9 protein-coding genes and 2 pseudogenes are annotated in these 12089 nt (G+C 73.9%); 7 read left to right on the top strand and 4 right to left on the bottom strand.

The window, feature by feature from the left end; genetic code table 11:
• Window positions 1-267: 267 nt before the first annotated feature.
• The 6 genes and pseudogenes from MW084_RS15785 to cseC form a co-directional block, all read left to right on the top strand.
• A partial coding sequence (locus tag MW084_RS15785; RefSeq protein ID WP_275563644.1) for an HhH-GPD family protein occupies window positions 268-1142 on the top strand: 875 nt, incomplete at its 5' end.
• Between the two features lie 252 nt (window positions 1143-1394).
• A complete protein-coding gene (locus tag MW084_RS15780) occupies window positions 1395-1970 on the top strand; it encodes a SigE family RNA polymerase sigma factor (RefSeq protein WP_010475278.1) in 576 nt (191 codons plus the stop codon).
• Window positions 1971-1987: 17 nt separating this feature from the next.
• A partial coding sequence (locus MW084_RS24610) for a hypothetical protein (RefSeq protein ID WP_275563643.1) occupies window positions 1988-2637 on the top strand: 650 nt, incomplete at its 5' end.
• A gap of 18 nt (window positions 2638-2655) precedes the next feature.
• Window positions 2656-3050, top strand: a pseudogene (locus MW084_RS15770) (response regulator); the annotation flags it as partial.
• Between the two features lie 20 nt (window positions 3051-3070).
• The coding region (locus MW084_RS15765) for a winged helix-turn-helix domain-containing protein (protein WP_275563642.1) at window positions 3071-3356 on the top strand (286 nt) is incomplete at its 5' end.
• Between the two features lie 5 nt (window positions 3357-3361).
• Entirely contained in the window at window positions 3362-4690 is a 1329-nt protein-coding gene (gene cseC / locus MW084_RS15760) for a two-component system sensor histidine kinase CseC (protein ID WP_029553865.1), read from the top strand.
• Between the two features lie 19 nt (window positions 4691-4709).
• Here the strand turns inward: cseC and MW084_RS15755 are convergent, their stop codons facing one another.
• Complete coding sequence (locus MW084_RS15755; RefSeq protein WP_010475282.1) at window positions 4710-5399, bottom strand: M23 family metallopeptidase; 690 nt, start codon at window positions 5397-5399, stop codon at window positions 4710-4712.
• Between the two features lie 440 nt (window positions 5400-5839).
• On the opposite strand from MW084_RS15755, the pseudogene dacB reads away from it, so the two are divergent.
• Window positions 5840-7380, top strand: a pseudogene (gene dacB, locus MW084_RS15750) (D-alanyl-D-alanine carboxypeptidase/D-alanyl-D-alanine endopeptidase); the annotation flags it as partial.
• A gap of 166 nt (window positions 7381-7546) precedes the next feature.
• Here the strand turns inward: dacB and MW084_RS15745 are convergent.
• From MW084_RS15745 to MW084_RS15735, 3 genes are all read right to left on the bottom strand, one after another.
• Window positions 7547-10072: an ATP-dependent Clp protease ATP-binding subunit gene (locus MW084_RS15745; RefSeq protein WP_010470323.1), complete on the bottom strand. Its 2526-nt coding sequence runs from the start codon at window positions 10070-10072 to the stop codon at window positions 7547-7549.
• A 905-nt stretch (window positions 10073-10977) separates the two neighbouring features.
• Window positions 10978-11319 carry a histone-like nucleoid-structuring protein Lsr2 gene (locus MW084_RS15740; protein ID WP_010470324.1) on the bottom strand — a complete coding sequence of 114 codons (342 nt, stop codon included), beginning with the start codon at window positions 11317-11319 and terminating at the stop codon, window positions 10978-10980.
• 143 nt (window positions 11320-11462) lie between these two features.
• Window positions 11463-12026, bottom strand: coding sequence for an amino-acid N-acetyltransferase (locus MW084_RS15735; protein ID WP_010470325.1), 564 nt, complete (start codon window positions 12024-12026; stop codon window positions 11463-11465).
• Window positions 12027-12089: the final 63 nt, after the last annotated feature.

Raw genomic sequence — 12089 nt, 5'->3', positions numbered from 1 at the left:
GNNNTNNCGGTCCGGGCCGCCNNNNCCGGCGGACCCGCCGCCCGCCGTCACCTCCCCGACCGGCCGCGCGCCCCGCCGGTACCGGTGCCGGTACCGCACCGCCCGGTCCCGCCGGGCCGGGCGCGGCCGTCCCGGGAGGGCCTCCACCGGGCCTTTCGGGGGGCACGGCGGCCGGGCCGGGGGCGGAAGCGCGGAAAACCCGCCGGGCCGTGTCAGGATCGGAAGGTCATGACTCTTACCGAGACTCCTGAAGCGGCNCCNCCCNCNCGCCCGAGCGGCTCCACGCGCCCGTCCTCGCGTGGTTCGAACAGCACGCGCGCGACCTGCCCTGGCGGCGCCCCGAGGCGGGCGCCTGGGGGGTGATGGTGAGCGAGTTCATGCTCCAGCAGACCCCCGTCAACCGGGTCCTGCCGGTGTACGAGCAGTGGATGGCGCGCTGGCCGCGCCCCGCCTCGCTGGCGGCCGAGGCACCCGGCGAGGCGGTCCGCGCCTGGGGCCGGCTGGGGTACCCGCGCCGCGCCCTGCGGCTGCACGGCGCGGCCGTCGCCATAACGGAACGGCACGGCGGCGACGTGCCGAGCGACCACGCCCAGCTGCTGGCGCTGCCGGGCATCGGGGAGTACACGGCGGCGGCGGTGGCGTCGTTCGCGTACGGCAGGCGGCACCCCGTCCTGGACACCAACGTCCGCCGGGTCTTCGCCCGCGCGGTGACCGGCGTCCAGTACCCGCCGAACGCCACGACCGCCGCCGAGCGCCGCCTCGCGCGCGCCCTCCTGCCCGACGACGAGGCGACGGCGGCCCGCTGGGCGGCGGCCTCGATGGAGCTGGGCGCGCTGGTGTGCACGGCCCGCAACGAGGACTGCGCGCACTGCCCGATCGCGCACGCCTGCGCCTGGCGGCTCGCCGGGAAGCCCGCCCACGACGGCCCGCCCCGGCGCGGCCAGACGTACGCGGGCACCGACCGGCAGGTGCGCGGCAGGCTGCTCGCCGTCCTGCGGGAGGCGACCGCCCCGGTGCCGCGGGCCGCGCTGGACGCGGTGTGGCACGACGCGGTGCAGCGCGCCCGCGCCCTGGACGGCCTGGTCGCCGACGGCCTGGTGGAGCCCCTGGAGGGCGGCCGGTACCGGCTCCCGTCGGCCTGACCGGCCCCTCCCGGGGCCGAACCTCCCGCTCCCCCGCCTCTGTCCCGCTCCCGCGCCGCCTCCGCTCCCCGTCCCGCGGCGGAGCGCCGTTACACAACCGATGGGTGGCCGTGCGCCCCCCGAGGGGTTCTCCGGACAGTGCCGTGACACGCCCTCCGTAGCTTCTCGTGGTGTCGGCGCGGGGAACCGGCCGGGACGGCCGGAGGCGCCGCGGAGACCGCGGTTCGCCAGGGGGAGACGGAGGCGTTGGGGATGACGCACGGCGAGGTGCTCGGATTCGAGGAGTACGTACGCGCACGGCAGGACGCCCTGCTGCGCAGCGCCCGGCGGCTCGTGCCGGACCCGATCGACGCGCAGGACCTGCTGCAGACCGCCCTCGCCCGTACGTACGGCCGCTGGGACGGCATAGCCGACAAGACCCTCGCCGACGCCTACCTGCGCCGCGTCATGATCAACACCCGGACCGAGTGGTGGCGCGCCCGCAGGCTGGAGGAGGTGCCCACCGACCAGCTGCCCGACGCCCGCGTCGACGACGTGACCGAGCAGCACGCCGACCGGGCGCTGCTGAGGGACGTGCTGGGGGTGCTGGCGCCGAAGCAGCGCAGCGTGGTCGTGCTGCGCCACTGGGAGCAGATGAGCACCGAGGAGACCGCCGCGGCGCTCGGCATGTCCACCGGTACGGTGAAGAGCACACTGCACCGCGCCCTCGCCCGCCTCCGCCGCGAGCTGGAGAGCCGGGGCGCCGAGGCCCCGGGCGGGTCCCGGCGCGAAGGGCGGGCGGTGGACGGGCGTCGGCACGGACGGGGGAGGGAGCGGTGCGCGGCCTGAGGGNNNGGCANGGGGCNGCCGGGCGGCGGGGAGGACGGCGCCCGGGGTCGCCGCCGTCGGCCTGCTCGGGCTGCTGGCGGCCGGCTGCTCCACCGGCGGCACCGGCCTGCGCGACGAGGGGGCCGCCCCCGGCGTCCAGGGCGTCCCGTCGGGGCGGCCCGCGCCGGCCGCGTCGGCGTCGGCGGCGGCGTCGTCGCCGTTCCGGCGGGTCGACGCGGTCGCGCTGCTGAAGGCCGACCCGAAGGTCGGGGAGCAGGTCAAACGGGACCTCAAGCCGTGCGGTTCGGCCGCCTACCCGGTCGACACCGTGTACGGCGACCTCACGGGGACCGGCGTGGCGGACGTCGTCGTCAACGTGCTGACGTGCGGCGAGGCGGTGGGCGTCGGCACGTACGTGTACCGGATGCGGGACCGGCGGTACGAGAACGTGTTCTCGCTGGAGGAGCCCGCCGTCTACTCGGAGATCGACCGCGGCGACCTGGTCGTCACCAAGCAGGTCTACGCGGAGGACGACCCGATCGCCTACCCGTCGGGCGAGGACGTGACCACCTACCGGTGGTCCGCGGACCGGTTCACCGCGCACCACGTGGTGCGCCACGAGTACAGCAGGGCGGTCGAGGGCGGGGGCGTCGGCGACCCCCCGCCGACCGCGCCGAGCGGGAACTGAAGGGCACCGGGGGACGGCATGGCGCAGACGCAGGTCCTGTTCGTCGAGGACGACGACGTCATCCGGGAGGCGACGCAGCTGATCCTGGAGCGGGACGGCCTCGCGGTCACGGCGACGCCGGACGGGCTGTCCGGCCTGGAGGCGTTCCGGGCGCGGCGGCCGGACATCGCGCTGCTGGACGTGATGCTGCCCGGTCTGGACGGGGTCAGCCTGTGCCGCCGCATCCGGGACGAGTCGACCGTGCCGGTGATCATGCTGTCGGCGCGCGCCGACTCGATCGACGTGGTGCTGGGCCTGGAGGCGGGCGCCGACGACTACGTCACCAAGCCGTTCGACGGGGCGGTGCTGATGGCGCGCATCCGCGCCGTACTGCGCCGCTTCGCGAGCGCGGGGGGCGCGGCGGGCCCCGGCGCNCGNGCNGGCGCGACGGGGNCGGGCCGCTGGCCTTCGGGGACCTGGAGGTCGACACCGAGGGCATGGAGGTCCGCCGGGGCGGCGCGCCGGTCGCGCTGACGCCGACGGAGATGCGGCTGCTGCTGGAGTTCTCGTCCGCGCCGGGCACCGTCCTGTCGCGGGACAGGCTGCTGGAGCGCGTCTGGGACTACGGCTGGGGCGGTGACACGCGCGTGGTGGACGTCCACGTGCAGCGGCTGCGCGCCAAGGTCGGCCAGGACCGGATCGAGACGGTCCGCGGCTTCGGCTACAAGCTCAGGGCCTGACGGCGGTGAGGCGGCCCGTGCTGCGGACCGGTGTCCGGTGGAAGATCTCCGTCGCGATCGCCGCCGTCGGCGCCCTGGTGGCGCTCGTGCTCAGTCTCGTCGTCCACAACGCCGCCCGGGTGTCGATGCTCGACAACGCACGCGAGGTCCAGATGGAACGGCTGCTGTTCGCGCAGCGCGTGTACGAGGCGCCCGCGTCGAGGGAGCCCCGGTTCGGCGCCGAACTGAACGATCCCGGCCTGCCCCGGGAGCTGGGCGAGCTGGTGGCGCGCAGGCACCGGGGCACGTACGTGGAGGAGCGCGGGGACGACGCGCCGGACGTGTGGGCGGCGGTGCCGCTGGGCAACGGCGACGTGCTGTCGCTGCACACGCCGTTCACGGGCCGCAGCGCGACGGTGATGCGGCGGCTGGACGAGGCGCTGGTCGTCGGTTCGGTGTCGGTGGTGTTCGCCGGCTCGGCGCTGGGCGTGCTGATCGGCGGCCAGCTGTCGCGGCGGCTGCGGAAGGCGGCCGCCGCCGCGGGGAGGGTGGCGCAGGGCAACACGGACGTGCGGGTGCGGGACGCGGTCGGCGGGGTCGTGCGGGACGAGACGGACGAGCTGGCGCGGGCGGTGGACGCCCTGACGGACGCCCTGCACGAGCGGATCGAGGCGGAGCGGCGGGTCACCGCGGACATCGCGCACGAGCTGCGCACCCCGGTCACCGGTCTGCTGACGGCCGCCGAGCTGCTGCCGCCCGGCCGGCCGACCGAGCTGGTGCGGGACCGGGCGCGGGCGATGCGCACGCTGGTCGAGGAGGTGCTGGAGGTGGCCCGGCTGGACGGCGCGTCGGAGCGGGCCGAGCTCCAGGAGATCGCGCTCGGCGAGTTCGTCGGCCGCCGGGTGGCCCTGCTGAACCCGGGCGCGGTGGTGCGGGTGGTGCGGGATTCACGGGTGAGCACCGACCCCCGGCGCCTGGAGCGCATCCTCGGCAACCTGCTGACCAACGCCGCCAAGTACGGCAGGCCGCCGGTCGAGGTGACGGTCGAGGGCCGGGTCGTACGGGTGCGGGACCACGGGCCCGGGTTCCCGGAGGCGCTGCTGCGCGAGGGGCCGAGCCGGTTCCGCACGGGTGCCAGCGACCGGGGCCGCGCGGGCGCGGGACACGGGCTGGGGCTGACGATCGCCGCGGGCCAGGCGCGGGTGCTGGGCGCCCGGCTGGACTTCCGCAACGCCGCCGCGCGGGACGGCACCGCCCCGGGGGTGGGCGGTGCCGTCGCGGTGCTGTGGCTGCCGGAGCGCGCTCCGACGGACACGGGGGGCTTCCCCGCGGCCCGCCCCCCGAAGGGGGACTGAGCCGCGGGGCCCCGGAGCGTCAGAAGCCGACGCCCTCGGCGCGCAGGAACTTCGCCGGGTTGATCGCGGAGCCGTAGTTCGGCGTCGTGCGGATCTCGAAGTGCAGGTGCGGGCCGGAGGAGTTGCCGGTGTTGCCGGAGCGCGCGATGGACTGGCCGGTCTTCACCTTCGAGCCGATCGACACGTGGATCTTCGAGAGGTGGGCGTACTGCGAGTAGGTGCCGTTGGAGTGCCTGATCACGACGGCGTTGCCGTACGCCGGGCCGTCGCCGCCGCCGTTGGGGCCGGCCTTGACGACGGTGCCGCCGTGGACGGCCTTCACCGGGGTGCCGACCGGGACGGCGAAGTCCTGGCCGGAGTGCTTGCTCGTCCACATGGCGCCGCCCTGGTTGTAGCTGGCGGTCAGGGTGTAGCGGGCGACGGGCTTGACCCAGCCGACGGCCTTGACGGTCTTGGCGGCCTTCTTGGCGGACGCCTTCTTCACGGCGGCCTTGACGGCCTTCGCCTTGGCGGCCTGGGCCTTGGCCGCCTGGGCCGCCTGGGCCTGGGCCTCGGCCTGGGCGGCGACGGCGGCGGCGGTGTCCATGGCCGACGGAGCCCCGGCCGCGGCGGCCGACGCACCTGCTCCGAACACCGTGGCGACTCCCATGCCGGCGGCGGCGAAGGCGACGACGGCGTTGCGGGTGGAGTGCTTGGCGCGCTGCGACATACGAGGTGAACCTCCGAGGTGGGGGGCGTGGATCGGCCCGGCACAGGCGATGCGCCGGGCTTCGTCATCTTTGGTACCGGCTCCTCCCGGCATGTCTCAAATGCCTCTTCTACGACATGAGGCCGTACTGTGCGAAGTGTGACGCGGACGCTTGACGTCTCAGCCGATTCCGTCACTACTCCTGAGATATCCACCCGAAAAGGGCATTCACCCCGTATCTCCAAGGCAGGCGGACCCCCGCACCTCCACACCGGCGCACGCCCCGCGCCCGCGCGCCGGGATTCGCCTCCACCCACCCCCCTTCGGCCGCCCCGAAAAGAGATCGACACCTACGGAAATTCACTATTCCGCCTAGTACATCCGGATCGACCTGTGCGCATCGTCACGGGGAACGGGCCCGCCTCCTTCACGAGCGGCCCCCGCTCCGCGATCCTCCGGCCATGAGACACGTGACGCGCACCACGCAGACACGCAGGCACCCGGCCGCCCGCGCCGCCGCGCTCGTCCTCGCCGCGCTCCTCGTGTGGACCGCACAGGGCCTGACCGGCGCGCCCGCCGGAGCCGGGCCGTCCGACACCGGACTCAAGGGCGCCATCGACCGGATCCTCGCCGACCCCCGCCTCGACGGGGGCGCCGCCGGAGTCGTCGTCGCCGACGCCGCGACCGGCACCGCGCTGTACCGGCGCGACGGCGACGACCGCCTGGTGCCGGCCTCCGCCACCAAGCTCCTCACGTCCGCCGCGGCCATGGCGCTCCTCGGCCCGGGCCACCGCTTCCGCACGGAGGTGCTGGCCGCCGGCCGCCGGCACTCCGGGACCCTCCACGGCGACCTCCACCTGCGCGGCACCGGCGACCCCACCGTCCTCGCCGCCGACTACGACCGGCTCGCCGCGCGCGTGGCCGCCGCCGGGATCCGCCGGGTCACCGGCCGCCTCGTCGCCGACGACACCCGCTTCGACGCGCACCGGCTGGGCCGCTCCTGGGCCGCGGACGACGAGTCGTCGTACTACTCCGCGCAGATCTCCGCGCTCACCCTCGCCCCGGACACCGACTACGACGCCGGCACCGTCATCGCCGAGGTGGCCGCCGCCGGCGCCCCGGGGCAGCGCCCCGCCGTCGCCCTCGTCCCGCGCAACGACCACGTCCGCGTCGACAACCGCGCCACCACCGTCGCCGCCGGCCGCCCCGGCACCCTCACCGTCGAACGCGCCCACGGCACCAACACCCTCGTGGTCCGCGGCGGGATCCCGGCCGGCGCCTCCCCCGTCAGGGAGTGGGTCACCGTCGACGAGCCGACCGGGTACGCGGCCGCCGTCTTCGCGGACGCGCTGGCCGCCCGCGGCGTGCGCGTCGAGGGCCCCACCGTGCTCGGAGCGGGGACCCCGGCGTCGGCCGAACCGGTGGCGGCGCACGCGTCCATGCCGCTCGCGCGGCTGATGCACCCGTTCATGAAGCTCTCCAACAACATGCACGCCGAGGCCCTCACCAAGGCGATCGGGTACGAGGTCTCCGGCAGCGGCAGCTGGGCGGCCGGCCTCGCCGCCGTCCGCGCCCACCTGGAGAAGCAGGGCGTGGACACCGCCGGGCTGCGCCAGGCCGACGGCTCGGGCCTGTCCCGGCTGAACCTCCTCCCGGCCGCGCTCCTCGCCGACCTGCTCCTCGCCGTCCAGGACGCCCCCTGGTACGCCGACTGGTACGCCTCCCTGCCCGTGGCCTGCGCCCCGGACCGCATGGTCGGCGGCACCCTGCGGCACCGGATGTGCGGCACCCCCGCCGCCCTGAACGCCCGCGCCAAGACGGGCACCCTGACCGGCGCCTCGGCCCTCGCCGGGTACGTCACGGACGCGGCCGGCCGCCGCCTCGTCTACAGCGTCGTCCTCAACAACCACCTGGCGCCGTCGGTGAAGGACGTCGAGGACGCCGTCGTGGTGACCCTCGCCTCCTCCGACACGGCGGAGGACCGGATCACCGGGGCGGCCCCNCGNCCCCGGGCGGCGCACGGCCCCGCCGCCGGTCCCGCTCGAGTGCGGCTGGCTCAAGCCCGCGGCGGTCTGCTGAGGCACGGCACGCGAAAGAGCCCGCCCCGGACCGCGGGTGTCGCGGTCCGGGGCGGGCCCCGGTGCACTACGGCGGGACGCCGTCGCGCGTCAGGCGTCCTTGGACATGTTCGGCCCGGCGCCGCCGGCCGCCTCGATCGGCGGGACGTCCGGCAGGGCCGCCTTCTCCTCGCCGCGGAAGGTGAACTTCTTCTCCGCGCCCTCGCCCTCGGTGTCCACGACCACGATGTGACCGGGGCGCAGCTCGCCGAAGAGGATCTTCTCCGAGAGCACGTCCTCGATCTCGCGCTGGATCGTCCGGCGGAGCGGACGGGCACCCAGCACCGGGTCGTAGCCCTTCTTCGCCAGGAGGATCTTCGCGTCACCGCTGAGCTCGATGCCCATGTCGCGGTCCTTCAGGCGCTCGTCCACCTTGGCGACCATCAGGTCGACGATCTGGATGATGTCTTCCTGGCTGAGCTGGTGGAAGACGACGGTGTCGTCGACGCGGTTCAGGAACTCGGGGCGGAAGTGCTGCTTCAGCTCCTCGTTGACCTTCGCCTTCATCCGCTCGTAACCGGTCTTGACGTCGCCCTGGGCCGCGAAGCCCAGGTTGAAGCCCTTGGAGATGTCCCGGGTCCCGAGGTTGGTCGTCATGATGATGACCGTGTTCTTGAAGTCCACGACCCGGCCCTGGGAGTCGGTCAGGCGACCGTCCTCCAGGATCTGGAGCAGGGAGTTGAAGATGTCCGGGTGGGCCTTCTCGACCTCGTCGAACAGGACGACGGAGAACGGCTTGCGGCGCACCTTCTCGGTGAGCTGGCCGCCCTCCTCGTAGCCCACGTACCCGGGCGGGGAGCCGAAGAGGCGGGACACCGTGTGCTTCTCGCTGAACTCCGACATGTCGAGCGAGATCATCGCGTCCTCGTCGCCGAAGAGGAACTCGGCGAGCGTCTTGGACAGCTCGGTCTTACCGACGCCGGACGGGCCGGCGAAGATGAACGAGCCGCCGGGGCGCTTGGGGTCCTTCAGGCCGGCCCGCGTACGGCGGATGGCCTGCGACAGGGCCTTGATGGCGTCCTTCTGACCGATGACGCGCTTGTGGAGCTCGTCCTCCATGCGGAGCAGGCGGGAGGACTCCTCCTCCGTCAGCTTGAAGACCGGGATGCCGGTGGCGGTGGCGAGGACCTCGGCGATCAGCTCGCCGTCGACCTCGGCGACGACGTCCATGTCGCCGGCCTTCCACTCCTTCTCCCGCTTGGCCTTGGCGGCCAGGAGCTGCTTCTCCTTGTCGCGGAGCGACGCGGCCTTCTCGAAGTCCTGCGCGTCGATCGCGGACTCCTTGTCGCGGCGGACGCCGGCGATCTTCTCGTCGAACTCGCGGAGGTCCGGCGGCGCGGTCATCCGGCGGATGCGCATCCGGGAACCGGCCTCGTCGATCAGGTCGATCGCCTTGTCCGGCAGGAAGCGGTCCGAGATGTACCGGTCGGCCAGCGTGGCCGCCTGGACGAGCGCCTCGTCCGTGATGGACACGCGGTGGTGCGCCTCGTACCGGTCGCGCAGGCCCTTGAGGATCTCGATCGTGTGCGGCAGCGACGGCTCGGCGACCTGGATGGGCTGGAAGCGGCGCTCCAGCGCGGCGTCCTTCTCCAGGTACTTGCGGTACTCGTCGAGCGTGGTGGCGCCGATCGTCTGGAGCTCGCCGCGGGCGAGCATCGGCTTCAGGATCGACGCGGCGTCGATGGCGCCCTCGGCGGCACCGGCACCCACCAGGGTGTGGAGCTCGTCGATGAACAGGATGATGTCGCCGCGCGTGCGGATCTCCTTGAGGACCTTCTTCAGGCGCTCCTCGAAGTCACCGCGGTACCGGGAGCCGGCGACCAGCGCGCCGAGGTCCAGGGTGTAGAGGTGCTTGTCCTTGAGGGTCTCGGGCACCTCGCCCTTGACGATGGCCTGCGCCAGACCCTCGACGACCGCCGTCTTGCCGACGCCGGGCTCGCCGATGAGGACCGGGTTGTTCTTGGTGCGGCGGGACAGCACCTGCATGACCCGCTCGATCTCCTTCTCGCGCCCGATGACCGGGTCGAGCTTGGACTCGCGGGCCGCCTGGGTGAGGTTGCGGCCGAACTGGTCGAGGACCAGGGACGTCGAGGGCGTGCCCTCGGCGGGGCCGCCGGCGGTGGCCGCCTCCTTGCCCCCGGAGTACCCGGAGAGCAGCTGGATGACCTGCTGGCGCACCCGGTTGAGGTCGGCGCCCAGCTTCACGAGGACCTGGGCGGCGACGCCCTCGCCCTCGCGGATCAGGCCGAGCAGGATGTGCTCGGTACCGATGTAGTTGTGGCCGAGCTGAAGGGCCTCGCGGAGCGACAGCTCCAGCACCTTCTTGGCACGGGGCGTGAAGGGGATGTGCCCGGACGGGGCCTGCTGGCCCTGGCCGATGATCTCCTCCACCTGCTGGCGGACCGCCTCGAGCGAAATCCCGAGGCTCTCCAGGGCCTTAGCGGCGACACCCTCACCCTCGTGGATCAGGCCCAGGAGGATGTGCTCGGTGCCGATGTAGTTGTGGTTGAGCATCCGGGCTTCTTCCTGAGCCAGGACGACAACCCGCCGCGCGCGGTCGGTGAACCTCTCGAACATCGTTAATCGCTCCTCAGAGCGGTCAGGCAGTAAGGGGTCGGTCCCCTCCCTGTCCTTCCGCAGCTTAGTCCCGCAAGCGGGGACCGCTCGTTCCAACTGCCGACACCCGTCGATGGCCTCCGGACCCGAACGCCGACACCTGCTCCAACCCGATGGTGCGAGACGATGTTCCCGCAGGCCAGGCAGATAGCCTCACCGGCAGTACGCCGATGGCGAACGTGAGACGTCCGCGCCCGCGTGTCGCCCCTCCCCACTAGGGATGTCTTACCCGCGAGCGGCGACGGTCCATGCGGAACACCCTCGCGGCCTCAGCTACGGGCGAACACCCTTGCGCCGCGGATCGCCGTCGGCAACCCCGGGAGCATCACCTTGTGCGACCGCCGCGTCACCTGGAGCGACCGCAAGCGGCTCCCCGGCCCGCCGCCGGAGGCGCGCGTGGCGCGGCGGTGCGGCGCGGCGGTGCGGTAGTGCCATGCGGCGGCGCGGCGGCGCGAGGGGGGACCGGGCCGGGGACNNATCCACCTACAACCTTGCGTAGGCTTCCCCGCCCCCTCGGCCGGCTCACGGCGGGGTCCGGTGGNNNGGGGCGACCGCCCCGCCCCTCGGGGCGGGAGNCCCCNGGCGCGTCCGGTGACGCAGCCGGCCGCGACCGTCCGGCCCAGGGCGCGGGGCGGAAGGCCGCGTGCCCTCGGGGCACCGCGCGCCGGAGCGGCTCCGGTCCGCCACGGCTCGCCGCCGAGGCGGCCGGGTACCGGCGTCGGCCGCCGTGCCCGGGCTCGGCGGCCGGAGTGCCGACGCGTCCGGGATGCCCGGAGACCCGGCATGGTCGGCCCGGCCCCGCCGGGGACCGGGTTCGGGGGCCGGGTCCGGAGGCCGGGTTCGGAGGCCGGGTCCGGGGGCCGTCGTCAGCGGTTGGCGTTCTCGTACGCCTGCTTGATCTCGGCCGGCACGCGACCGCGGTCGTTCACGTTGTAGCCGTTCTCCTTGGCCCAGGCGCGGATCTTCGCGGTGTCCGGGCTGCCTCCGGTCGCGGCGGCGGCGCGGCCCTTGCCCCGGCCGCCCGCGGTGCGGCCACCGGTGCGCCGGCCGTTTTTGGTGTACGGCTCGAGCAGGGAACGCAGCTTGTCCGCGTTGGCGGCGGTGAGGTCGATCTCGTAGGTCTTGCCGTCCAGAGCGAACGTCACGGTCTCGTCCGCCTCGACACCGTCGAGGTCGTCGACAAGAAGGACCTGAACCTTCTGTGCCACCGGATTTCCTTTCATCGAAAATGCAGTACGCGGAAAGGAAACCGCTTTTCTCCGGAAAACACAAACCCTTGGGGCGGGTTCGGAGCCACGAGAACACGGGAAACATACGCGATTCGGACATAGGGATCGCGCCCGCGGGGCGATCACAGGTGCAGAAGCATCCGGCTGTTGCCCAAGGTGTTCGGCTTCACCCGTTCCAGGCCGAGGAACTCGGCCACACCCTCGTCATAGGAACGCAGGAGCTCGCCGTAGACGTCTCCGTCGACGGGCGTCTCACCGATCTCGACGAAGCCGTGCTTGGCGAAGAAGTCCACTTCGAAGGTGAGGCAGAATACCCGGCGCACTCCGAGCCGGCGGGCGGTCCGGAGCAACGCGCCCAGCACCCGGCGGCCGACGCCCGCGCCCCTGAAGTCGGGGTCGACGGCGAGGGTGCGGACTTCGGCGAGGTCTTCCCACATCACGTGGAGCGCGCCGCAACCCACGACGGCCGCGTCCTCGTCCCGTTCGGCGATCCAGAACTCCTGGATGTCCTCGTAAAGCGTCACGGTCGCTTTGTCGAGGAGGATGCCCCGGGCGACGTACGGATCGACGAGGCGGCGCACGGCCGGGACGTCGGAGGTCCGCGCGCGGCGGACGGTGACGGCTCCGGCGCGGCCCCTCTCCGGCGGTCGCGGGGAGGGCGGCACGGCGGGCGGCACGGCGGGCATGGCGGGCGCTACCGGTGCGTGCCGTCCGGTGCCCCGCCGCCCTCGCGTGCGGGGCCGCCTGCG

The sequence above is a fragment of the Streptomyces sudanensis genome (genome assembly GCF_023614315.1).
GTDB lineage: Bacteria > Actinomycetota > Actinomycetes > Streptomycetales > Streptomycetaceae > Streptomyces > Streptomyces sudanensis.
Note: the sequence above shows the minus strand (reverse complement) of the source record. Positions and strands in the feature narration are given on the sequence as shown.